General features: G+C 41.5%; 21 protein-coding genes. 10 read left to right on the top strand and 11 right to left on the bottom strand.

Translation table 11 applies throughout. The features are described 5' to 3' along the window. Positions 1–63 precede the first annotated feature (63 nt). The 7 genes from P1X15_RS19480 to P1X15_RS19450 all read right to left on the bottom strand — a co-directional run bounded on the left by P1X15_RS19480 (position 64) and on the right by P1X15_RS19450 (position 6217). Entirely contained in the window at positions 64–717 is a 654-nt protein-coding gene (locus P1X15_RS19480) for a DUF4279 domain-containing protein (protein WP_277339809.1), read from the bottom strand. Positions 718–892: 175 nt separating this feature from the next. Further along, on the bottom strand, positions 893–1810 hold the full coding sequence (locus tag P1X15_RS19475) for an AraC family transcriptional regulator (protein WP_277339808.1): 918 nt from the start codon (positions 1808–1810) through the stop codon (positions 893–895). Positions 1811–1877: 67 nt separating this feature from the next. After that, positions 1878–2720, bottom strand: coding sequence for an SDR family oxidoreductase (locus tag P1X15_RS19470; RefSeq protein WP_277339807.1), 843 nt, complete (start codon positions 2718–2720; stop codon positions 1878–1880). Positions 2721–3333: 613 nt separating this feature from the next. After that, positions 3334–3789 carry a hypothetical protein gene (locus P1X15_RS19465; RefSeq protein WP_277339806.1) on the bottom strand — a complete coding sequence of 152 codons (456 nt, stop codon included), beginning with the start codon at positions 3787–3789 and terminating at the stop codon, positions 3334–3336. Between the two features lie 2 nt (positions 3790–3791). Then, complete coding sequence (locus tag P1X15_RS19460; protein WP_277339805.1) at positions 3792–4181, bottom strand: hypothetical protein; 390 nt, start codon at positions 4179–4181, stop codon at positions 3792–3794. 153 nt (positions 4182–4334) lie between these two features. Beyond that, positions 4335–5348, bottom strand: a complete 1014-nt coding sequence (locus tag P1X15_RS19455; protein ID WP_277339804.1) for an NAD-dependent epimerase/dehydratase family protein — start codon at positions 5346–5348, stop codon at positions 4335–4337. A 65-nt stretch (positions 5349–5413) separates the two neighbouring features. After that, positions 5414–6217, bottom strand: coding sequence for a DUF1016 N-terminal domain-containing protein (locus tag P1X15_RS19450; RefSeq protein WP_277339851.1), 804 nt, complete (start codon positions 6215–6217; stop codon positions 5414–5416). Between the two features lie 100 nt (positions 6218–6317). Here P1X15_RS19450 and P1X15_RS19445 point away from each other — a divergent pair, with 100 nt between their 5' ends. The 3 genes from P1X15_RS19445 to P1X15_RS19435 all read left to right on the top strand — a co-directional run bounded on the left by P1X15_RS19445 (position 6318) and on the right by P1X15_RS19435 (position 11472). Continuing rightward, entirely contained in the window at positions 6318–7646 is a 1329-nt protein-coding gene (locus P1X15_RS19445) for a DEAD/DEAH box helicase (RefSeq protein WP_277339803.1), read from the top strand. Between the two features lie 95 nt (positions 7647–7741). Next, positions 7742–10066: a c-type cytochrome gene (locus P1X15_RS19440; protein WP_277339802.1), complete on the top strand. Its 2325-nt coding sequence runs from the start codon at positions 7742–7744 to the stop codon at positions 10064–10066. A gap of 92 nt (positions 10067–10158) precedes the next feature. Then, positions 10159–11472, top strand: coding sequence for an enolase C-terminal domain-like protein (locus tag P1X15_RS19435; RefSeq protein WP_409049698.1), 1314 nt, complete (start codon positions 10159–10161; stop codon positions 11470–11472). A 257-nt stretch (positions 11473–11729) separates the two neighbouring features. On the opposite strand, the gene P1X15_RS19430 is transcribed toward P1X15_RS19435, so the two are convergent. From P1X15_RS19430 to P1X15_RS19420, 3 genes are all read right to left on the bottom strand, one after another. After that, entirely contained in the window at positions 11730–13001 is a 1272-nt protein-coding gene (locus P1X15_RS19430; RefSeq protein WP_277339800.1) for a sorbosone dehydrogenase family protein, read from the bottom strand. Between the two features lie 140 nt (positions 13002–13141). Beyond that, a complete protein-coding gene (locus P1X15_RS19425; RefSeq protein ID WP_277339799.1) occupies positions 13142–14074 on the bottom strand; it encodes a M20/M25/M40 family metallo-hydrolase in 933 nt (310 codons plus the stop codon). Between the two features lie 40 nt (positions 14075–14114). After that, positions 14115–14687: a cupin domain-containing protein gene (locus tag P1X15_RS19420; protein WP_277339798.1), complete on the bottom strand. Its 573-nt coding sequence runs from the start codon at positions 14685–14687 to the stop codon at positions 14115–14117. Between the two features lie 168 nt (positions 14688–14855). Here P1X15_RS19420 and P1X15_RS19415 point away from each other — a divergent pair, with 168 nt between their 5' ends. The 7 genes from P1X15_RS19415 (at position 14856) to P1X15_RS19385 (ending at position 21246) form a co-directional block, all read left to right on the top strand. Next, a complete protein-coding gene (locus P1X15_RS19415) occupies positions 14856–15926 on the top strand; it encodes a sensor histidine kinase (protein ID WP_277339797.1) in 1071 nt (356 codons plus the stop codon). Between the two features lie 214 nt (positions 15927–16140). Beyond that, complete coding sequence (locus tag P1X15_RS19410) at positions 16141–16839, top strand: LytTR family DNA-binding domain-containing protein (RefSeq protein WP_277339796.1); 699 nt, start codon at positions 16141–16143, stop codon at positions 16837–16839. Positions 16840–17054: 215 nt separating this feature from the next. Next, entirely contained in the window at positions 17055–18392 is a 1338-nt protein-coding gene (locus P1X15_RS19405; RefSeq protein ID WP_277339795.1) for a S41 family peptidase, read from the top strand. 118 nt (positions 18393–18510) lie between these two features. Then, entirely contained in the window at positions 18511–19251 is a 741-nt protein-coding gene (locus tag P1X15_RS19400; protein WP_277339794.1) for an intradiol ring-cleavage dioxygenase, read from the top strand. 3 nt (positions 19252–19254) lie between these two features. Further along, complete coding sequence (locus P1X15_RS19395; protein ID WP_277339793.1) at positions 19255–19776, top strand: hypothetical protein; 522 nt, start codon at positions 19255–19257, stop codon at positions 19774–19776. Then, positions 19773–20459: a pirin family protein gene (locus tag P1X15_RS19390; RefSeq protein ID WP_277339792.1), complete on the top strand. Its 687-nt coding sequence runs from the start codon at positions 19773–19775 to the stop codon at positions 20457–20459. Before P1X15_RS19395 ends, P1X15_RS19390 begins: the two co-directional genes overlap by 4 nt. A 109-nt stretch (positions 20460–20568) precedes the next feature. Then, positions 20569–21246 carry a hypothetical protein gene (locus P1X15_RS19385; RefSeq protein WP_277339791.1) on the top strand — a complete coding sequence of 226 codons (678 nt, stop codon included), beginning with the start codon at positions 20569–20571 and terminating at the stop codon, positions 21244–21246. 98 nt (positions 21247–21344) lie between these two features. Here the strand turns inward: P1X15_RS19385 and P1X15_RS19380 are convergent, their stop codons facing one another. Next, the gene (locus P1X15_RS19380) at positions 21345–23168 is read right to left on the bottom strand and encodes an ABC transporter ATP-binding protein (protein ID WP_277339790.1); all 1824 of its coding nucleotides are present in this window, start codon (positions 23166–23168) and stop codon (positions 21345–21347) included. Positions 23169–23413 lie beyond the last annotated feature (245 nt).

The raw sequence follows: 23413 nt of genomic DNA, 5'->3' as shown, positions 1-23413 counted from the left end.
CATCGCAACAGCGACCGAATTCACCCTGCCTGATGCAAAATCTGTGTTAGTAGTATAGTAGTTCTATTCCTTAAAGCTATTTCCGCCAACATAAAGGTCAAAATTTATTGATAGTTTTAAGTCGTTCATTCTTCTTATGTCGTCTGTGTCAATGTTATATCCGCCAATCATTCCATTTCCATTATGAATCTCCATAGCAACCTGAACATATCCATTTGCTTTTGCAGCAAGTCGTTTTATTCCTTCCTTGTCTTGCTCCAAAAAGTCAAGCAGTTTTTTTAGTTTATCTTCAAATTCGTCAGGTTCTGGGTTGGGCAAAATTGTCAGATTGCTAAATGTATTATTAGATTTTCTACTTTTTCTAAGGTCGCCTTTATTCCACAATTCAGTTGGTGTTAATCGTGTCATTGCTTTTAATTCGTCCGCAGAGAATGTTTCTGATATTGCTCTGAAATACACCCGATGATATGCTTCAGTCCCAACACCTGTTATTTCGTTTGTCTCTGTGTCAATGTAAACTGCAAAATAAAATTTCTCTTCAAGAACAGGTAAGTAAGCGATAATTAGTTCGTCTTTTCTGTCTCGGTCAATGCGGTCAACTTTTAGTTTGTTGTCAACATGGATTGGACTATGAATTCCAAGATACTGTTCTGTCACTCCAAGTGTCTTGTCCTTGAATTCCTTTTCTATGAGTTCTATTGCTTGTTGGTCAGTCATACTATTATTGCTAATTTTGGGGATTGCCGAAGGCAGAGATTTTTAGCATCCCGAATGCATTCTGGGATTCAATCGAAGAACGAAGCGCCCCCCCGTGGTTGACCCTTGTATAAGTGTCCAATCGAAGGAGTTTAGCCCGCCTATTGCCAATACCTTTACTCACGGTAGTGAGTTTTTAATTTAACGATTGTCTATATTCCAATGGGGTAAAGTCCGTTTTCTTTTTAAATAATTTATGGAAAGATTGCGGTTGTTCAAAACCCAATTGATAGGCAATTTCGGCAACAGACATTTCTTGATTGCTTAAATAGTCTTTTGCCTTGTCTATAAGTTTTGAATGTATATGTTGTTGCGCATTTTGTCCGGTGGTAGCTCTAAGCATATCACTTAAATAACTTGAGGATACATTTAGATATTGAGCAACTTCCTTAACAGTAGGCAATCCTTTATTAATGGCCAATTGTCCAAAATACTTTTCTAAATAATCTTCCATTGCCGAAAGCAAGTCAGTGTTGACTGATTTGCGTGTAATGAATTGTCTTTTATAAAAACGATTACAGTAATTCAACAATACTTCAATGTAAGATATTACTAAATCCTGGCTTATTTCGTCAATACTTGTGTTGAGTTCTTGCGAAATACTTTCGAAAATTTGAATGATTTTCTCCTTTTCACTTTCAGAAAGGTGCAAGGCTTCGTTGACATTGTAAGAAAAGAATCCATAACGGGAGATGTTTTTAACCAAAGGATAATTGCGAATAAAGTCTGAATGAAAAATCAGACTGATACCCTCACAAACATCTGTATCTTCTGCTATTGATAAAACCTGATTTGGTGCAACGAAAATCATTCCTCCTTCTTCAAAATCATAAAACCCTTGTCCATATCTCATTTTTCCTTTCAAATTGGTTTTAAAGGAAATCATATAAAAATGAGCATTCAGTTTTTTTACAATTGTTTCAGGAGAAATATTGTTGTTTTTAAAAACTGAAACAAGTGGATGTTTGGGTTTTGCTACGCCCAAAGCGTTTGTAAAATCCGATATTGATTTAAAATTAAGTGTCGTGTATTTTGACTTTGAATGGTCAATCATTTTATTAGAATCTAATTACAAAGTTAAAAAACAGGAAGCGCTAAAAATGCTTCCTGTTAAACTATATTTACAATTTAAAACCGCTTGGATAGAAAATACTTCTAATCGTTTGCAGGTATTCTTCTTCTGGTTTGGAATTGCGTATTTCTATAAGAGGTTCAACATCAGATCCCGCAATAAATCGCAATCTATTGGATTGATCATTGGCAGCCTCATAAGTTACTTTGGCTACATCTTCGGCAGTGAAGAGGTTTTCTATACTTTCAAACCCTTTGAAAAACAAAGCCATATCATCGGAGAATTTTTGATAGTCCAACAAGGATTCATCGATAAAAGCAAACTCTTTACCTGCTCTTTCGTAGAAAGGCGTTTTGATAAATCCTGGTTCCACTACTTTTACTTTGATGTTTTGTGAATCTAACTCATAGGCAAGTGCTTCTGAAAAACCTTCAATAGCAAATTTGGAAGCGGTATAAATGCTTGTAATAGGCGTTGCAATTTTACCAATTCCCGATGAAATGTTCACAATAACACCTCCTTTATTACTTCTAAAATGTGGAAGCAATCCTCTTATCACATTCATCACACCAAAAACGTTGGTATCAAATTGTGCCTGAATTTTTTCGGGTGAGACAGCCTCAAATAATCCTTGCTGTCCGTAACCAGCGTTGTTTACAACCGCATCAATTTTTCCAAACTGTCCAATTCCCAAATTGATTGCTTCTGTAATAGATGTTGGATTAGTTACGTCCAAAGCAGTTACCAAAATATTTGGAATTTTTATAAGTTCTGTATCGCTTTTAGGATTTCTCATTGTCGCCACGACATTCCAATTATTTTTGGCAAAATGAATGGCTGCTGCTCTTCCGATTCCAGTGGAAGTTCCGGTAATTAAAACTGTCTTTTGCATTTTAAACATTTTTTAAATTAATTATGATGCAAAAGTATAGTCGCTAATTCTGCTGATTGTTTCCAAAATGAAGTTAATCGTAGTCAAAATGCAGAATAGTCTTTGCAGGGATGGGTGTGCTATTAGCGCTAATGTGCTGCAGCTTAGCGTTCGGGACACTCTTGAATACGAAGAACCGCAGTTCAAATTTAGCAAAAATGTTGATGCGAAGAATGTTCGCCCGCCTGACGCCAAACCCGTGTTGAACAAAATCCTCGTAGACAAAAGGGTTCATTTTAAGGCCTATTTAAACTTAAAATTAATCATGACAAAAAAAGAATTCTGATGAGCTAAGGGAGCATACGCTCATCAATCGCGCCATTAGAAAAGTGTCTGGTTTTCAAGAATTAACTCACCGTTTTGAGCGTAGTGTTTCGATACTTGGTCGCAACCCAAGTACTTTTAAAAACTATTCTCAGCATACCACAGCCATTGTGCTACATTATGGTAAAATCCCTACCGCTAGACTAGCCGCCCACCCGAGTTTCGTTCAATCCCAAAGGCTTTCGGGTCTTCATGACTTGGCCTACGGCCACCACGAATGCTTAGTTATTAGCGTTTGTTTTTCTTATTTTCAATATACTTGTCCATTAAATGTATGTGTGCAACACTCACAATAATGTTTCAAGTCTGTTGTTTGCAAATCGGGATTTGATAATTGCAAAATTCCGTCATCGTCAACATATAGTCCTGAAAAATATGTTGCTTTGCCAAGTCTTACAATTTCTTTTCTGTCATTTTGGTTCAATGCCACTAACCAAAATATTGGTTCTATTTTGTCTAGTCTTGATTTGGCTTCACTAAATATGTCATTCCAATTCAAACCAACTTTTGATAGTAAAAATCTAAAAAGAGGTGTATAGTCTAGCCCTCTTTCCTTATTGCTATACATTGTTCCTTTGGTTTGCTCCAAAGTTTCTTTTTTCTTGTGTCTTGAATATTTAAAGTCGCCACCGAAATTGTGATTTACATTCCTTACCTTTGTGTTTACCTTTCTGTAAAGTGTTTCTTTCTGGTTATTTCTGTTCATCGCTAATTCTTTAATTTTTGTTTGTATTCAGCAATGTGTTCTGGAAATTCTTTTTCGTAAACTTCACTGTCTAACCCAAGAATTGTTATTGTGTATTTTTCAGAGTCCATTCCTTCAATAATATTCCCTATTCCAACAAGCTCATAATTTTCAGAATTGTAAACTTTTAGATTTCCAATTTGCCCTGTTGAAATCAAATTGTCGTTTGGGCAATCTGTTTGAATTTCAATTAAGTTGTCAATGCAATATTGTTTAATATAGTCATATCCGATACTTTTATTATCAAAGTTTACTTGTCCAAATACAACACCCATAGGTGGGTCGCCAAATTCTAATTTTGTCGTTCCAAACAATTTGTCGTCAAGTAATATTTTATATTTTTTTTCTATCATTGTAGGGTCTCTATAAAATGTCAGCCAACCTCCCCGTAAATATACCTAATTTCGTTTACACCTCCTATGAGAACGAGAAAACCCCCAGTCAGTCATTTTGAGGTTCAAGATGTGTCGGGAGTGGAGCTCAAAGATGGCTTATCCCTTCTTGGGTCAATTAAAACGTGTTTCATTGTCACGCAAATAGTACATGGCTTCTCTTACTGCTTGCGTTGGGTTTTTGGGATTGAAACCCAACTCTTTTCGTGCTTTTGAAATATCAAAGTCTTGCTGAAGTCCCGAAAACATAGCGATATCTTTGGTGGTCAACAAAGGGGCTTTACCGCTTATTTTACTTCCAATTTCCATCAACCACGCCACCCCAAACAAAATGGTTTTGGGGACGGCGGTGGGTAGTTTTATTTTCAGTTCGGGAAAAAGCTCCTGCGCGATTTTTGTGGTTTCTTTGATGGAAGTACATTTTTCATTGGCCAAAATATAACGTTCGCCATTTCTGCCTTTTATAGCTGCCAAATAACACCCCTCTGCCACATCTTTTACATCAATCCAATTGAGGGTAATGTTGGTTTCGACCGGAATTTGCTTCTTCAAAATCAAGTGAATAATGTTGTAAGACACATTGAGCGGGGCAAATGCTTCGCCACCAATCATTCCTGACGGCAATACCGCCACTAACTCAATGTCGTGTTTTTTTGCCAACTCAAACGCCAGTTTTTCTCCGTCATTTTTTGAATTGTAATACATATCTCTGCGGTCGGGATTATAGCCATTTTGTTCTTTGGTAGGGAGTCTGGAATAATCCAAAGCCGCCACCGAACTCACGTATACAATGCGCTTTACCCCTGCTTCGGCGGCGGCCTCTATCATATTTTTTGTTCCTGAGAGGTTTACGTCGTAAATTTCTTTTTTGGGGTCTTTTGCCCAAAGTTTGAAAGCTGCCCCTACCGCATAAAACGTCTCCACGCCTTGCAATGCTTTTTTCAAAGATTGCTTATCTGTGATGTCGGCTTGTACAACTTCGCAATCCAATCCTACAAACGGCTCTCTGTTTTTGAGGTTACGAACCGACGCCCGAACAGGCACGCCTTTTTCAATCAACAATCGTACTAAATTGTTGCCCAAATGTCCGTTTGCGCCTGTGACCAATGCTAAATTTTGATGTGCCATATTTTTAAGGTTTTTAATGATGGCACAAAATTCTATCGACGAGGCTTCAATCTACTTCACAAATGTTACTTAATGATTTCTTTTCGTATTCGGCTCAGGCTTTTGGGATTCATCCCCAAAAAAGAAGCGATGTATTGGAGCGGAACGTTGTGCAAAATGGCCGGATAGTTGTCAATCAGTTTTTGATAGCGTTGTTCGGCGGTTAGCGTTGCCAAGTCCCTTGAGCGGTTTTCGTTGTAGGCAAGCGATTGTTGAAAGACCGAAATGCTAAAATCTTTGAATGCAGGGCTTTGTTGCGTCAATAGCTCCAAATTAGCTTTTGTGATTCTTAGCAAAGCACATTCCGTAATACATTCTAGATTTTCGGGGGCTGTGGTCTGATGGATAAAATTGAAATAGGACGTAATAAATCCCGGAGGACAATTGATGTGAGTAGTAACTTCGTCGCCTTTGTCATTGTAGTGAAATAGCCGCACAAAACCCGACACTACAAAATACAAGTGTTTTGGGATTTTGCCTTCTTCTTCTATCACGCGGTTTTTCGGAAAAAGCACAGGTTCAAAATACTGCTCACACAATACTTGATCAGCATCGGTGATGGTAATGCTTTCTGCTATGAGTTTCAGTAGTTGCGCGTGCATTTTATTGGGCGTAGAATTTATTGAGAGTTCGTTGTCTGAGCGTAAAATTTCAAAATAATGGCTCCAAATCAAAACGTTAGGCGGTGTCTCACTTTTTGGAAAAGTCGGGTATAATTTACGCATGTACAGCAAATTGGCTCTACAAAACCCTTCTCCATAGCGTTTGGTTAAATCTTTGGAAAGTTGCTCAAAAAGAAAAGCCCCATATTCGGCTCCATCTAACCATATCGCCCCAAAAAGTTTGTCTCTTTATCGCCTGCTTTCTCAAACAAAGATGCAAAAGTTGGATGATTCCTAGTACCTTAGTGTTTATTTTAACCGCATAGGTATGACTTTTGAAGAATTAAATCTCAACAAACCACTCCTCAACGCCCTCTCTGACTTAGGACTTACTACCCCTACTACGATCCAACAAAAAGTGTTTTCGGTGGTGATGTCGGGGCAAGATGTATACGGAATCGCTCAAACAGGCACAGGCAAAACCTTTGCTTACTTACTGCCTTGCTTGCGACAATATCAGTTTTCGAAAGAAAAAAATCCCCGATATATTATTCTGGTTCCTACCCGCGAGTTGGTGACCCAAGTGGTAGAGTCGGTCAAAAAACTCTCCACTTACCTCAATCTACGAGTAGTAGGGGTATACGGCGGTGTCAATCTAAAACCACAAGCTTTGGAAGTCTCCAATGGGGTGGATGTACTCGTTGCCACGCCTGGCCGTTTGGTAGATTTGCTTTCAAATGGGGTCATCAAACCCAATGTTGTCAAAAAATTAATCATCGACGAAGCCGACGAAATGCTCAATTTGGGCTTTCGTGCCCAGCTAAAACTGATTTTGGATGCTTTGCCCGAAAAACGTCAAAATTTACTTTTTTCGGCCACTATTACCGATGAAGTTGAACAATTGATGGCTCAATATTTCCACGATCCCGTCAAAGTAGAAGCAGCTCCTACAGGTACACCGCTCGACAATATTTACCAAATGGTATACGAAGTCCCTAACTTTTATACCAAAGTCAATTTACTAGAGCTTTTGCTCGAACATGACCCCGAAATGCACAAAGTGCTGGTGTTTGTGGCAACTAAACAATTGGCCGACCAATTATACGAGCAAGTGGAAAAGGATTTAGGAGAAAAAATAGGTGTAATCCATTCCAACAAAGCCCAAACCCAGCGTTTTGAGGCAGTCAATCGCTTTCAGAGCGGCGATTGTCGAGTACTGATTGCTACGGATGTCATTGCACGAGGCTTGGATGTATCGGAGGTATCGCACGTCATCAATTTTGATTTGCCCGAACTTCCCGAAACTTATATCCACCGCATCGGACGAACAGGAAGAGCCGACAAAAAAGGGATTGCGATAAGTTTTGTGACCGAAAAAGAAAAGGAACAACAAGAAGCTATCGAAAGCTTAATGAAACTTCCGATTCCCGTGCGACCTTTACCCAAACTTCTTGAAATTTCGGAAGAGCTTACCGACGACGAAAAGCCCAAAGGTTTTATGAAAACTATTGAGGTAAAAATCGTCAAAAGCGACACTTTTGGCGGTGCTTTCCACGAAAAATCAGAGAAAAATCAAAAAGTAAATGTGCGCCGCAATCACGCCAAAGAAATGATGAAAAAATACGGGAAGCCCATCAAGAAAACCCGTAAATCTTAATGCCCTCGTGTAGCAAATTTCCACCAAATCAAGTATATCAGTCTTCATTTTGCCTTCCTAAGTTTTAGACTTTTCAGGTTTAGCCTATTACAAAAATGAAGGGAAAGTACTTGATTTTGGTGTTGCTGTGGAGTAGCGGGCTGTTTATGGCGGCGAGTTATTCACCTTTTCATGTCCCCCTTCAACGCCCGTTAGATATTTGGGCCTTTCGGTCAGTTTTGGACAAAAAACCCAGAATGCTCACGATTGCGCTTGACAAAGAATGCTACCTAGCCTACGATCTGACTCAATGCAAAATCTATAAAGTATGGAAGGGAGGCGTCTCGATGGACGGTGCCGCCTATACCAACAAAAAAGATGTTCAACCCACCTCTTGGGGCGCGTCTTATCTGCTTGATAGCCTTGAGCCTTTTCGGTGGAACATCCAGATGTCTCAACAAACGCACCCCACTAAGCCTATTTATAAAGGGTATGTTTTCAGAAATCAGCAGATTTATCTCCACTATGCTTTTGCCCTTCCCTCTCGCGATACCATTTGGGTAGAAGAAAGACCCGAATTTGTAAAAAACAAAGAGGGCAAACCTGCTTTGGAGCGAATTTTCAAAACAACTCATGTACCACAGGGGGTACAAATCACATTGCAATCTGCTCAGACCAAGATTGTTTTAGCACCCAACGCCACGACTTCTTTTGTTCACACATTCGAGCTACTTCCTGACCAGACTCCTCCTGCGCCTGTCCAAACTTTTGCGCACATAGGAAGAGCTTTGATGGAAAAAAGCGATTGTTTTGTTTGCCATAAAATCGCCGAAGACGAAGTAGGACCCTCTTTCCAAAAAGTAGCCCAACGCTACTCAAACGACAAGAAAACCGTCGAAAAGCTCGTCGAAAAAATCAGAGATGGCGGCACGGGCGTGTGGGGAAATGGCGTCATGAATTCACATGCCTTACTCACGGAAGGCGACCTTACGGCAATGGTCAATTATATCTTTACGCTAAAACCCAAAGCTGCTCCCGCCGCTAAACCTGCCACCTCTAAAGACCCCTCTCCCACTCGCCCTACCAAGCCCGGCTTTGGGATGCCTCTTGAAGGCGTACACCCAAGTTATGATTTGCAAACACTCCACACCCAAAACTTCAACCCTCGTGTGGGAGCGATGGCTTTTTTACCCGATGGTCGCTTGTTGGTCACCACTTGGGACACCGTAGGGGGCGTGTATGTATTGGATAATGTCACTACCGGCGATACCAACAAAATCACCGTCAAACGCATCGCCTCTGGCTTGGCCGAACCACTTGGGATAGAGGTGGTGGATGGCAAAATATATGTACTTCAAAAACAAGAGTTAACCCAACTTATTGATCATAACGGCGACGACATCATCGACGAATACCGCGCTGTTTGTCATGCTTGGGGTGTGACGGCCGATTTTCATGAGTTTGCCTTTGGACTGGTTCACAAAGACGGATTTTTCTACGCTACTCTCTCCATGGCAATGCGCCTCAAACCCGACGAAAAACAACTCCCCGACCGTGGCCGAACTATCAAAATAAGCAAAGATGGTAGTTTTGAATCGGTCAACTATGGCCTGCGTACGCCCAATGGCATCGGGCTGGGGGTTGATAATGAGCTATTTGTGACCGACAATCAAGGACAGTGGCTACCAGCTAATAAACTCATTCATATCAAAAAAGACGAATACCACGGCATGGAATGGGGATGGCTCCAAAATGAAGCCCCGCCTAAAATGGCTTTACCTGCTATTTGGTTGCCTGAGCATGAGATTGGCAATTCGCCTTCTGAGCCGGTTTTGGTAAAAGAAGGGCCTTATACAGGGCAATTACTACACGGCGATGTAACGCATGGCGGTATCAAACGCGATTTTTTAGAAAAAATAAAAGGTGAATACCAAGGAGCAGTGTTTCGGTTTTCGCAAGGTTTTGAAGCGGGCATCAATCGACTTAGATGGGGACCTGATGGCGCTTTGTACGTGGGAGAAGTGGGCATGGTAGGCGGTGGATGGAGCTGGCATGATAAAGTACGAGGGCTTCAAAAAATCAAATACAATGGCAAATCTACTTTCGAAATGCTCGCTATACGTGCCAAACCACGGGGTTTTGAAATAGAATTTACCCAACCTCTCGCGGAATCTCAACAGATTCGTCCCAACGATTTTTTGATTCAACAATGGTGGTATGAACCCACCAAAAATTACGGAGGCCCCAAGATGGATTTGAGTCCGTTGTCGATTGCCCAATGGACTATCTCAAAAGACCGCAAACGACTTTATCTTGAAATCCCTCATTTAAAAAAAGAACACGTAATTTATTTTCGCCTTCCTGACGATTTGAAAAGCCAAACGGGTAATGCCTTGTGGTCGTCGGAAGCATGGTATACGCTCAACCGCATTCCCGATTGATTCCCTAAACCTTTTCTATCCAAATGCTTGACAACGCCCCCCTCAATCGCCGAGAATTTATGAAATACAGTGCCTCGATAGTGGCCGTAGGTATGAGTGAACCTTCTCTGGTAGGATTTGCCGAAAAAAACATTCATATCAAAAACGTAAGTGCCAATTTTGAACGTGAGCCTTTGACACCTTACCGATTCAAGGGAAGTGCGATCACAGATAGTTGGCAAGTCGCGGCGATGTTGGAATCCAATAGTGGTATACGAAAAGTAGGCTTGGGAACCCAAGGCGTATTGTGGTCAGATGCGCGCGTGTTTGCGGGGCATTCTGAAAGCGCTGGCAATGCCCTCATGTATGCCATGAGTGAGCACACCCTCCAGCTCGTCAAAGGCCAATCCTTTACCAATCCCGTAATGCTCATGGAAGAGCTTTTGCCGCAAGTATTGGCTTATGGCAAAAAAATCACGGGCATTAGCGACCTCCGCAAGACCTTTGCACTCAATGCCTTGGTATGTGTTGACAACGCCGCTTGGATGCTCTATGCTCACGAAAATAATCTTAAAACTTTTGACGAAATCATTCCCGTTGCTTATCGTGGAGGCTTATCAAATCGGCACTCCAAAGTAGCGAGTATCCCGTCTTTTAGCGTAGGCACTACCGCTGAGCAAATCAAAAATGCTGCCGACCAAGGGTATTTTATCATGAAACTCAAAACCGGCGCAGCAGGTACGCAAAAAGAAATGTTGGAAAAAGACATTGCCTTTCTCAGTGCCGTTCATAAAGCCATTGGTCATTACGAGACTCCTTATACGAAGACAGGCAAAATCCCTTATTATTTTGATGCCAATGGTCGATACGAGCACAAAGACACACTATTGAGGTTTTTGGACCATGCAAAAAAAATCGGTGCTTTTGACCAAATCGCCGTGGTAGAAGAGCCTTTTGAAGAAAGCAATGAGGTGTTTGTAGGAGACTTGGGCGTCAGAATCGCCGCCGACGAAAGCGCTCACACCGTAGAAGATGCCGCGCGGCGTATTGAGCAAGGCTACGCGGCGATTGCGGTCAAGGCCATTGCCAAGACGCTCAGTATGACCATGAAAATCGCCCAACTTGCTTACGAAAAAAACATCCCCTGCTTCTGTGCCGACCTCACTGTCAATCCTATTTTGGTAGATTGGAATAAGTCGGTGGCGGCGCGTTTACCGTCTTTTCCGGGCATGACTATCGGGCTTCAAGAAACCAACGGACATCAGTATTATAAAAATTGGAACAAACTGATGAGCTACCATCCCAAAGCCAACGGCTCATGGACACAAACCCAAAAAGGAGTCTATGAAACTGATGCTTCGTTTTATGCCCAAAGTGCTGGTATTTTGGAAGATTCTGAGCATTATTTATCGCTGTTTCCAGTGTAACGTAACATTACATCTTTTACGAATGCTACCACTTTTTTGGCCTCGGAGAGGCTCAAAGTTTGTAGCCAACAAGTTCCCACAAAAACAAACGACTTCGGAGAAGTCAAACAGAAGCTTAATCTAGCAGAGCATCGCGGAACATTAATAAGCCAAAAACCTTCTGTTTACATTTGAGAGATAGTACCTACTCAAACACAAATCAGAAGGTTTTTTGCGAACCATCTACATTCGAAATGATCCATGGCTAGTGCAATGTGCTATTTCTTAGGGGCTTTATAACTAATACGAAACAATGCACCATTCAAATCGTCGGTTACATACAGAGAGCCGTCGGGGCCTTGGGCGAGGCCGCAAGGACGATGCTGTACAGGGCCTGTAGGTTTGGCGAGATCGGTTCCGGCAAAATTGTCCGCAAAAATCTCCCATTTACCAGAAGGTTTGCCATTTTTGAAAGGAACAAAAGCTACCATGTATCCTTTTTTGAGCACGGGCGATTGGCCGTGAAAGGCGATAAAAGCGCCATTTTTGTATTTGGCAGGAAACATTTTTCCAGTATAAAAAAGCAAGGCATTGGGGCCTAAGTGCGCTGGAAAATCCGCCACGGGGTCAATCGCTTTTTCACCGCCTGTTTTTTTACCATCGCCCCCATACTCCGGACAAAGGATTTTCTTTTTCTGGAAAGGGTCATAATACACATATGGCCAACCCGCATCATCACCTTCATGAACTTCATACATGGTTTCGGCAGGAAGCTTTTCGCTGTCTTGGGGCGAATAATATTGCGGAAAAGTATCATGAAACTTACCACGACCATGCATCATCACAAAAAGCGAATTAGAGCTTGTGTTCCAGTCTAACCCTACTACATTTTTGAGTCCGGTAGCATACTTTACACCATCGCTGTATTGTTGATTGAGCTGATTGGTTTTAAAACGCCAAATTCCTCCCACCGAATCCAGCAACGGGCACGGGATTATACCTTTGTTGGTACGAGGGTCTTTACATATTTCATCAGGAGAGCCTATGTTTACATACACGTAGCCATTTTTATCGACGGCTATGTTTTTGGCTTCGTCCCGCCCTTTTGCTACTAGTCCTTTTACGATCAACTCAGGATTGTTGTAGTCAATCACCTCTTCTTTATCATTGAGTTTGTAGCGATACACTCCCGTATTAGAAGAAGCATACAAATAGCCGTCACGGATAAAAATCCCCGAGCCTTTGTAATCTCCAAAGCCGATTTTTTCATCAATCACCCCGTCACCATTGGTATCTCTAAGGCGATAAATAGCTTTGCCATCTTTGAGTTTATTGATTTTGACATAAATATCGCCACCCTTCGAAACAGCCAAGTGGCGGGGCGTTTCGAGGTCTTCGGCCAACAAGCTCACCGAAAAGCCAGTCGGCACTTTTATATCTACATTTTTAGGCTTGTTGCGAGTAGCAGAGGGGTCGCTTTTATAGGCTGTCAACGAAGCCGCCGTACCGACCAAAGCCACGGCTACCATAATACGTATAGAAGAATTCATAAATAAAAAAAGGAGGTTGTTGATACTTTACTTTCTATAAAGCAGCATAAGGCAAAAATTTAAGGTAGAATTCTAAAATTTAGATTTTGTGTCTTAGCTCTGAAAAAAATCCTACAACCTGTTTTTTTCTAAAACAGCAGCTACTTTGCTTCCGTAAAATTCAACTTGGGAAGTTTCATGGCATTTTCGATGAGTTTTATTTCTATTTCCAGTATCCCTACTTCTGATTTTATATCTATTTTCTCCCAGTCGTCGGTAGGCATGTGATAATCGTCGTGCCCGCCTGTGTGGAAAAACAATACAGGGAGTTTTTTGGCATAAAACGACGCATGGTCAGCACCGCCGCTACCCGAGCGGTCGGTAAAGAACTTGACACTTCCTGTCACTCCTTTAAACACTTCCGGCCAGGCATCGCTTGTGCCGTATCCTCCAATTCCTACCCCACGGTCGGCATTGTAGCGTCCAATCATATCCATATTGACCATGAAGTTGATTTTGTCCAAAGGAAGCGTCGGATTGTTTACAAAATACCTCGAACCCACCAATCCCAATTCTTCGGCGCCAAAAGCGATAAAAAGGTAATTGTAAGGTTCTTTGATTTCGTTTTTAGAAAAATAACGTGCTAATTCCAACAGCCCCGCCACCCCTGAAGCGTTGTCGTCGGCGCCATTGTGAATCTGCCCCACGGCTTTGGGGTCACGTAAGCTACCTTGCTTTCCTTCTCCCAAGTGGTCGTAGTGTGCCCCAATCACAATCGTATAAGGCGCACCATTGTCCAAAAACCCCAGTACATTGTTGGCTTGACGAATGCTATCAGGCACCACTACTCTCCTCACTTTGGCCGTAAAAGGCTGCAAAAAACCGTTGGTTCCGAGTGGTTTGAGACCTAGTTTTTTAAAGTTCTTGGTGATGTAATGAGCCGCCTTGGCGTTTTCTTTGCTTCCGGTACCTCTCCCTTTCATTTTATCGACGGAGAGGTATTTGATGTGTTTGATAACCTTCTCTTCGGATGGCATTTGCCCCAAGGCCGAAAAAGAGACAAGCAATAAAAAAATGGCGCGTAGTTTTTTCATGTAATTTTTGAGGATAATCAACCCCGCAAAGATAAGGCGATTATTCTTTAAAGAAGTACATCACTAGCATCAAGGCCGTCGTATCGCCTGTGTTGATAGGTTTGTGGGGGAGATTGGCATCAAAGAAAATCGAATCTCCAGCTTTTAGAGCGTACTTTTGGTCACCTACTATATACTCTACCTGACCACTGATGATGTATTTATATTCAAAGGCATTGGTTTTTACCATAAAAGCCCTCGTAGCTTTGGGAGCCAACTCTAATATAACTATGTCGGTAGGGAGATTTTGGATGTTGCGCGTCATGACACGCTTGTACAAAAAACCTTTTGACTGTTCTTTTTCGAAGGGGTGATACTCTTCACTTCTTTTCACAATCACCTTACTTTCGGAGGCTTGCTCTACATCCGCAAAAAAATCATTTAAATCCACCCCCAAAGAGCGAATCAGGTTGATAAGTACCAAAAGCGACGGAATAGTACGATTGTTTTCGATTTGGGATATAAGTCCTTTGCTCACTTGAGCGCGGTCGGCAAGCTGCTGAATAGTGATTCCTTTTGATTTACGATAATCTTTAAGTTTACTACTGATTTGCAGGATTACTTCATTGGCCATAAAACTCAAAGATAGTTTAAGTGGGTATTGAATAATAACGTAAGAAATAGTTTTAAAACCCCAAAATAGTCTATAATTACTTATCTACCGACACTTTCTAGGCAAATACCGCAATCATTTTTAGGAAGCGGTTTTGTTTTGTAATTTCCCTTTTTAAAATATTTACACATGAAAAGCCCCTTTTGGCGTATAGGTATCCATTTATTATTGGGAATATCGTTTTTGGTTTTGCCTTATCTATTTGCCCCTAATGGTCTGCGTCAAATAGCGCAAGTGGCCCACAACCCCCATGAACGCACCAATCTTTTTGCGTATATCCTGATGTTGAGTTTTTTTTATCTCAACTATTATGTGCTTATCCCTAAGTTTTATTTTACCCAAAAATATATTTATTATGCCCTGAGTATAGGCGTTTCGTTTGGGATTATCGTCGGCATGTTATTGTCGATAGATAGACAAGATATTTTAGAAACTAATACTCACTTGGAGGTGCCACTGCCGCCCTCACCTCACTTTTCCCCGCCCCCCGCCCCCCCCACACATCAACAAAAACCTCCTGTGGGGTTTGAATTGAGTCATGCCTTGTTTTTGTTTTTAGTGGGCATTTTTGTGTCTCTTTCTCTTCAAATCAACGAGCGACTCCGCCAAACCGAACGCGAAAATCTAAACACCAAGCTTTCGTTTTTGAAAGCCCAAATCAATCCTCATTTTTTGTTCAATACGCTCAATACAATCTATTCACTGGCGATTGAGCAGTCGCCCCGTACTGCCGATGTAGTCGTAAAACTCGCCGCTTTGATGCGGTATGTGATGCGTGAGGCAGATACCGAAAAAGTGCCTTTGGCTAAAGAACTTGAATACATTGAAAATTACGTAGCTCTCCAACAACTACGCCTCGACGAAACCGCCGATATTGATTTTAAAAGCCAAGGAAATCCTAATGGCCTCCAAATTGCACCGCTCATTTTGATTTCTTTTATCGAAAATACTTTTAAATACGGTATCAATCCCCAAGAAAAATCAATTGTGAAGGTTCATGTTTCGATTGAAAAAAGTATTTTACATTTACATACTTTCAACAAAAAAGTAAGGAGATTTCATGACGAAGAAACCTCTAGCGGTATTGGTATTGAAAACACCAAAACAAGACTAGGGTTGCTGTATCCTAACAAAAACTTATTGGTTGTTAATGAAACTGAGGAGGATTTTACGGTAGAGTTGACGTTGGAGTTGGGTTGATACGTTTTTTATAACGATTCACTGATGGGCTGACGCGTGTGAAATTTATTTACAGACTGGTAGATTGTATTATATTATAATTCATTTACAGGCTGGTAGCCTGTGCTACATATTTATTGGCATTTAAAAAACTTATTGACAGGCTGGTAGCATGTGCTACATATTTATTGGCATTTAAAAAACTTATTGACAGGCTGGTAGCCTGTGCTACAATATGCTCAAAACTGTTGCTATAGACGACGAACCTCCTGCTTTACGGGTTATCAAACACTTTTGTGGTCAAGTGGATTTTATTACCCTTGAAAAAACATTTTTGCGTACCGACGAAGCCCTCGCTCACCTTACCAATCAGGAGGTAGATTTGATTTTTTTGGATATTAATATGCCGTCTATGTCGGGTATTGATTTTTATAAAAACCTGCCCAAAGAAGCAATGGTCATTTTCACTACGGCTTATGCAGAGTACGCGGTAGAAGGCTTCAATCTCAATGCTGTTGATTATTTATTGAAACCTTTTACTTTCGAACGTTTCATACAGGCTGCACATAAAGCTAAAGATTATCATCAATTTCTTAAAAATGCATCCTCCATACCCGAAACGCCTCAGTATTTGTTTATCAAGGCCGATTATCGGGTCTATAAGATTGCTTTTGCTGAGATTTTATTTATCGAAGGTTTGGACGATTATCTCAAAATCCACCTTGATACTGGCAAACCAATCGTAGCCCGCATGACCATGAAAACAATGGTAGAAAAACTCCCTGCTGCGGATTTTATGCGGGTGCATCGGTCTTTTATCGTCCCTTTCAAACGGATTGAATCTGTTCGTAACAAAATGATCATGCTCCAAGGCGAAGAAATTCCCATAAGTGCAAGTTACGAAGCCGATTTTCTCAAACGTTTTCAAACCTAAAATCTCAAGAATACATCATTTGTGATTATCTGTTTGTTTTAGGAAGGCTTTTCTAAAAATAATTACCATTAGCAACGCCCGACTGTGACCTTGCGTACTGTGTATTGTCAAAAGACAATTTTTATAAGTTTTGTCAATCGCTTTTACCCTTATTCTCTATTTGAATTTGCCATAGCTCTCCCTGTTTTTCTTCCACTTTAAACTAAAAACAGACAATGAGTAACATTGCAAAATTCACCGTGGGGAGTTTGATAGCCTTCGCTTTGATGGTAGTGAGTTGCAAACAAAACGATCCCGCCCCCCAAAATACAACACCCACCACTACTACCACTACTACCACTACTAGCGCCGACATTCGCGATTCTCTATGGGCGTACATGCAGGATGTCTACCTGTGGTATGATAAACTTCCTTCCAACTTCAATCCTCGCTCTTATGCTACTCCCGAAAGTGAAATGGATGCACTCCGGGCTTATCAACCGCTCGACCAATGGTCTTTTGTAGAAAAAGCGAGCTCGTTCAACAGTTATTTTTCCGATGGCGAAACGAGCGACTTTGGGTTTTGGATTAAATATGATGCCAACAACGACCTAAGAGTAAGGTATGTCTATGCCCAATCGCCAGCGGGAAAAGCAGGTATCGAACGCGGCTGGAAACTCACCACTGTCAACGGGCAATCTGTCAAATCCCTTTCGGACGATGCCCTCATAAGTGCTTTTTATGAAGCGACTTCCACTACATTTGGTTTCCAAAAACCTGACGGTAGTACTGTGACAACCCCACTTACGACCGCCACCTATACGCTCAATACGGTATTGTATAATAAAGTATATGAAGTAGCAGGCAAAAAGGTAGGGTATTTTGTGTTTAATAGTTTTACAGGAACACCATCTCAAAACGAACTCAAAACTGTATTAAGCACTTTCGAAGCGGCGGGTGTCAATGAAATGATTGTAGACTTACGCTACAATGGAGGCGGAGATGTAGACACCCAAACCATGCTTGCCAATGCCCTTGCTCCTAGTTCGGTTAGTCGATCGTCGGTGATGTTTAGCTATCTTCACAATACCAAACTTTCGGCTTGGAACGAAACCATCCGATTCTCAAAAACAGGTTCGCTCAATCTCTCACGGATATTTTTTATTACCTCAGCCGCATCGGCCTCCGCGTCGGAGTTACTCATCAACAATCTCAAACCTTACCTCGACGTGAAAACCATCGGCAAAACCACCCACGGCAAACCCGTTGGAATGTATGGTTTTGAAGTGATGGATTATGTCATAGCTCCCATAGCCTTCAAAACAGTCAACGCCAAGAATGTGGGGGATTACTATAGTGGGATCGCAGTGGATGCCGACGTAGCCGATGGACTCGATAAAAACTGGGGCGACCCGCTCGAAAGCTGCCTCGCTAGTGCTTTGGCTTATATTCAAACAGGGAGCTTTGCTACTACCACACAAGCTCGTCTATCGGCCGAAACCGAAGCCTCCAATCGTCCATTAGACCAAAAATCGGTGCGTGATTTAGTGGTCAAAGCACCTGCCATAAAGTAAAATTCACCGCAAAAAAAACGTCATTTACCTCAATTGGGAGCCACGATACAACGTCATCAGAGTCTCCAACGTATTAGTAAGTGAAACACAATCACATCTCCCAATAAACACTAAGAACATGGAACGTAAGGAATTTTTGAAAAGAAGCTTATCAGTATTAGGAATCGCTACCGTAGCCCCATTGGTAGGAGCTTGCAGCAAAGACAGCGTTGACCCCACTACTACTGGAGGCACTACTACTAACCAAGGCTCCACCAATGGAACTACGGGCGGCACCTGCGACGTGACTCCCTCCGAAACCGAAGGTCCCTTCCCTACCAAAACTCCTAGCTCGCTTGTCATGAAAGACATTCGCTCAGACCGTACGGGTCTTCCGATGACTGTGGCTATTACTATCAAAAACAAAAATACCAGTTGCGCAGCTTTAGAAGGAGCCATAGTAGATATTTGGCATTGCGATAAAGATGGCAATTATTCTGAATACGGTGGTACAGGCATGCAAAGTACCAATTATACTTCGGTACACTTCTTGAGAGGTCGCCAAACTACTGATGCTAGTGGGGCAGTCTCTTTCACAACGATTTTTCCGGGATGGTATTCGGGAAGAGCCGTGCATATCCATGTTCATATTTATAACGCTAGTGGCAAATCATTATTAGTAACCCAGATTGCTTTTCCTGCCACGGTATGCGATACTGTGTTTACGACGGCTACTAATTTTTACACCAAAGGAAAAGCCGACACTACCAACGAAAGAGACAATGTATTTAGCGATGGTTATACCAACGAATTAGCTACCGTGACAGGTAGCGTCGCCAACGGATATGCCCTCACTCACACTATAGTAGTAAGCGCCTAAACCATGAAAGGCATTATCAGTTTATGTTATCGAAAAGTGATTGATGCTTCTTCCCAAAAAGCATGGGACAAGTTCGTGTTTGACGACACTTATCTAGAGTTTTTTATGAGAGCACAATACTTTGACCCTGAGGGACAATACAAAACTTTAAAGGCTTTAGAAGATAATATTCCCCAAGCCCACCAAATTCATGGTATGGTGAGTACAGCAGCTATTGGATATCTCAAGCAACTAAAAGATATCATGCCAGAGATAGTCAATGTACATGGGAAGTTGTGTCTTTCATTTAAGCGTTTTAAATTTGAGCTTATCCATTCTCACGTTCAAAATAAAGCCGAACACAAAGTCGCTATTTATTTTTATAGTGAACCTCTTACTTGGATTGATTCCATAGGCGACCATCTTTTGGTTGCCTATGGAAATCAAACTGAAGCAATCAAAAATGGCATAGATGTTGCTACAGACATTATTGATTTACAACCTAATCTAAGTATTTCATTTTTTCAAAAAGCACTTACCCTATGATTTCCCAACCTGAAGCTACCATTTTTTTGGCGGATCAACGCGGCCGTTCTGAAGTAGATTGGTTTCGCAGTTTTCATACTTTCAATTTTGGAGAATACCGTGTAGAGCATCGTCAGCCTTTCGGCGCACTACAGGTTTTTAATGACGATACCCTCGCCAGCCAAAAGAGCCTTTCCCTACAAGTTGAGGAAAACATGGACGTTATTTTGTTGCCTTTGGTAGGAGCGATAGAATATGAAGATAGTTTAGGAGAAGCAGGTATCTTGGAAGCAGGTCAAGTACAAATTTTAAATGCCCCTGAAGGGTTTACTTACAAGATTACCAATCCCTATTCTGACGAGCTTATCAATTTTTTACAAATTTGGGTTAAAAATCAAAGCGATACGTTTGTTCCTCATTCAAACAATTTCACTTTTGATTTTAGGACCAAAAACCAGCTTAACCCACTTTTTGCAACCCAAGCCCAAGGGTGGATTGGCCGTTATGATGGTCGCGTCCAAGATACGTATCCCTTATTAGACGAAGCTCACGGAGTATTTGTATTTGTGATTGAGGGGGCATTTGAAGTACAAAACCGTTTATTACATCCTCGTGATGGCTTGGCTCTTTCGCAAATATCGGAAGTTGAATTTGAAGCATTGTCAAACAATGCCATCATCCTCATTATCGAATTGCCGATGTAAATCTCATAGTATTATTATATATCTTTTTGCGAATCATTTTCGTTCATGAATTGCGTTTTCACTTGACATGAATCTGCTTAGTTTTAGTAGCTTATCGATATTATAACTTATGGCTGCCCTCGCGATTCTTAACGAACAAACCAAGACCATTACACTTTCTGCTAAATTCTTCTTTTATGGAAGTGAAGCAAATGCAACAATAGCCACCAAAATCACCGAAGAAATTCGGCAAATGTATCACGAGCCGCAAGGCATTATCCTACTCTATAACATTCCCTACTCTATCAAATTTCAAATTGATTTTGAAATAGTTAGTTTAGAACAAGCGTTTGGATGGGCGTATCAAAACACGGATTTTAGATACAATTTCATACGTATCGAACCTCAAAACCATGTTACACGTTCATTCATGGGGTTTGGGTTAGGAGACAACGCGGGGCATTGGATTACCTCCGACAACCTAGGACAATCTACTACGGCAGCGCACGAGTTTGGTCACGCTCTTGGCCTAGATCATCCTTTGCTTACTGATTTTCGCGGGCTTGGCAATCCAGGCATTATGTCGCCACGCGGCACCCTCGTCGATGCGCATTTACAGTGGAGTCCCCTTGCCAAAGCTGGCGAATACGGCGGCACACTCAATCCCATACATCGGCGTGTACAAGCCTACGAAATTGAAGCTATTTTTGAGAGAATTGTTTTTGACCAACAAGGCCACGCAAGGATTGGTTATCTAAGCAATATTTTGTTTTCGGAAAATGGCGAAGTACTGCGGTTTATCTTGTAAAAACTTGGAAAGTCTAACTCATACCAACCAAAAAGACTTTCCAAGTTTACATCTATCTACAAAACAAAACTTGGAAAGTCTGGTTAGGAATTCCTCTATTAGTTTTGCATCAGACTGAGTTTGCGATAAAAGCCTTTTTCTTCCATCAACAAATCGTCGTGCGTTCCACGTTCAATGATTTTTCCGCCGCTCAATACCAAAATCTCATCAGCATGTTGAATGGTACTCAAACGGTGCGCAATTACCAGCGTAGTTCGGTTTTTCATTAAATTGGTTAAAGCTTCTTGCACCAATTTCTCAGATTCGGTATCAAGCGCCGAAGTGGCCTCATCTAAAATCAATATCGGGGGGTTTTTGAGAATAGCTCGTGCAATACTTAACCGCTGACGCTGCCCACCAGAAAGTTTGGTACCTCGGTCACCGATAATGGTCTGATAACCTTCATTTTGCTCAATGATAAACTGATGCGCATTCGCGATTTTGGCGGCTGCTATCACCTGCTCCTCAGTAGCTTCAGTGCCAAAAGCGATATTGTTGTAAATGCTATCGTTAAATAAAATCGACTCTTGAGTCACTATCCCCATAAGGTCGCGGAGCGATTTAGTAGTTACCTCTCGTAAGTCTACGCCATCAATCTCAACTTTTCCCTGGGTAGGATCATAAAAACGCGGAATCAAATCGGCAATGGTGGATTTTCCTCCTCCCGACGAACCTACCAAAGCGATGGTTTTTCCTTTTTTGATTTTAAAAGAAATATCCTGCAATACCGGAATGCCCTTTTCGTACTCAAAAGACACATTTTTGACCTCAATCATATTTTCAAAACCATGAATTTGGGAAGCTCCTGGTTTATCATTTACTTCAATAGGGGTATCTATTAGTTTCATGATACGCTCGCCCGAAGCCACGCCGCGCTGAATTCCGCTGATGGCGTTGGAAATCTCTTTAGCTGGACGTAATACCTGCGAAAAAATAATGATGTAAGTAACAAAAGTAGAAGGTGAAAGCTCAAAGTTGTTGGACAAAACCATCGAACCACCATACAATAAAATCCCCGCTACCACCGACACCCCCATAAACTCTGACATAGGAGGGGCGAGCTCTTGGCGAAAGACCATTTTCAGCAGCGCATGACGATAACTTTGATTTTCATTTTCAAACCGTTTTTTGATTACTTTTTCGGCATTAAATCCTTTCACCACCCGAATTCCTCCAAAAGTTTCGTCCAACACGCCGATGATGTTACTGAGTCGCTGCTGCACTTCCGAGGCAGATTCTTTGAGTTTTTTGGCTAAACTCCCAATAATAACCCCTGACAATGGAATCACCACCAATGTAAAAAACGTCAGCTTTACCGACATGGCAAACAACGTAACAAAATAAAAAATCAGGGTAAAAAGCTCCTTAAACAACGCACTGAAGGCTCGCCCGAGAGAGTTTTCTATTTCTTGTACATCGGTAGTGACGCGGGCTATTAAGTCGCCTTTGCGCTCGTTGGAAAAAAAAGAAAGGCTCAATCGAATGGCATTGTCAAAAACAGCTTGTCGAAGTTGGGCCACCGTATGGGCTTTAAAATTTTCGATGATGCGAATCGATATATACCGAAATACATTAGCTAAAAAAACACAAAGCAAGATAGCGCCACACACAAACTGCAAAGCCCCCAACTTTCCGTAATTCTGGATGGCATTTCCAAAATAATATTGAAATAAATCTACCAGATACTCAGCATCAAATCTAAACGTTGGAAATACAAGCTTGGCAGGAATCTGGGCTTTGCCAAAAAGAACATCCAAGAGGGGTTGAATCAAGGTAAAATTGAGTACACCAAACAAGCTCCCCAATAATGAAGTAAAAAAGTAAGGCCCTACATATCGGCTTAGAGGGCGTGCATACTGTAAAATGCGCCAGTAAATTTTCATGACGCAAAGGTAGGGGTTTTTGGGAGTGACTACAAAATGGATTCAAGCTTGCCCTCAACGCTCCTTTTCCTAAGACGAAAAAAGCCCCTTCAAACACGCAGAAACTTGAGATGAATCAAACATTGATTTCATTTCCAATTTGAAAAAAATAGTCCCTAAGTTTTTACCTCAAAAGAAAAACGATGTTCAAAAAGGCAGATGAGTAGAGGGCAATAAACTCAAAAATATTGATGGAGGGGAAGGGC

Source organism: Runella sp. MFBS21, from assembly GCF_029433105.1.
GTDB lineage: Bacteria > Bacteroidota > Bacteroidia > Cytophagales > Spirosomataceae > Runella.
Note: the sequence above shows the minus strand (reverse complement) of the source record. Positions and strands in the feature narration are given on the sequence as shown.

What these genes read in the sequence shown, in the direction of transcription:
- P1X15_RS19480 (WP_277339809.1), bottom strand. Translation starts at nt 717, where the DNA reads ATGACTGACCAACAAGCAATAGAACTCATAGAAAAGGAATTCAAGGAC.
- P1X15_RS19475 (WP_277339808.1), bottom strand. Translation starts at nt 1,810, where the DNA reads ATGATTGACCATTCAAAGTCAAAATACACGACACTTAATTTTAAATCA.
- P1X15_RS19470 (WP_277339807.1), bottom strand. Translation starts at nt 2,720, where the DNA reads ATGCAAAAGACAGTTTTAATTACCGGAACTTCCACTGGAATCGGAAGA.
- P1X15_RS19465 (WP_277339806.1), bottom strand. Translation starts at nt 3,789, where the DNA reads ATGAACAGAAATAACCAGAAAGAAACACTTTACAGAAAGGTAAACACA.
- P1X15_RS19460 (WP_277339805.1), bottom strand. Translation starts at nt 4,181, where the DNA reads ATGATAGAAAAAAAATATAAAATATTACTTGACGACAAATTGTTTGGA.
- P1X15_RS19455 (WP_277339804.1), bottom strand. Translation starts at nt 5,348, where the DNA reads ATGGCACATCAAAATTTAGCATTGGTCACAGGCGCAAACGGACATTTG.
- P1X15_RS19445 (WP_277339803.1), top strand. Translation starts at nt 6,318, where the DNA reads ATGACTTTTGAAGAATTAAATCTCAACAAACCACTCCTCAACGCCCTC.
- P1X15_RS19440 (WP_277339802.1), top strand. Translation starts at nt 7,742, where the DNA reads ATGAAGGGAAAGTACTTGATTTTGGTGTTGCTGTGGAGTAGCGGGCTG.
- P1X15_RS19435 (WP_409049698.1), top strand. Translation starts at nt 10,159, where the DNA reads ATGAGTGAACCTTCTCTGGTAGGATTTGCCGAAAAAAACATTCATATC.
- P1X15_RS19430 (WP_277339800.1), bottom strand. Translation starts at nt 13,001, where the DNA reads ATGAATTCTTCTATACGTATTATGGTAGCCGTGGCTTTGGTCGGTACG.
- P1X15_RS19425 (WP_277339799.1), bottom strand. Translation starts at nt 14,074, where the DNA reads ATGAAAAAACTACGCGCCATTTTTTTATTGCTTGTCTCTTTTTCGGCC.
- P1X15_RS19420 (WP_277339798.1), bottom strand. Translation starts at nt 14,687, where the DNA reads ATGGCCAATGAAGTAATCCTGCAAATCAGTAGTAAACTTAAAGATTAT.
- P1X15_RS19415 (WP_277339797.1), top strand. Translation starts at nt 14,856, where the DNA reads ATGAAAAGCCCCTTTTGGCGTATAGGTATCCATTTATTATTGGGAATA.
- P1X15_RS19410 (WP_277339796.1), top strand. Translation starts at nt 16,141, where the DNA reads ATGCTCAAAACTGTTGCTATAGACGACGAACCTCCTGCTTTACGGGTT.
- P1X15_RS19405 (WP_277339795.1), top strand. Translation starts at nt 17,055, where the DNA reads ATGAGTAACATTGCAAAATTCACCGTGGGGAGTTTGATAGCCTTCGCT.
- P1X15_RS19400 (WP_277339794.1), top strand. Translation starts at nt 18,511, where the DNA reads ATGGAACGTAAGGAATTTTTGAAAAGAAGCTTATCAGTATTAGGAATC.
- P1X15_RS19395 (WP_277339793.1), top strand. Translation starts at nt 19,255, where the DNA reads ATGAAAGGCATTATCAGTTTATGTTATCGAAAAGTGATTGATGCTTCT.
- P1X15_RS19390 (WP_277339792.1), top strand. Translation starts at nt 19,773, where the DNA reads ATGATTTCCCAACCTGAAGCTACCATTTTTTTGGCGGATCAACGCGGC.
- P1X15_RS19385 (WP_277339791.1), top strand. Translation starts at nt 20,569, where the DNA reads ATGGCTGCCCTCGCGATTCTTAACGAACAAACCAAGACCATTACACTT.
- P1X15_RS19380 (WP_277339790.1), bottom strand. Translation starts at nt 23,168, where the DNA reads ATGAAAATTTACTGGCGCATTTTACAGTATGCACGCCCTCTAAGCCGA.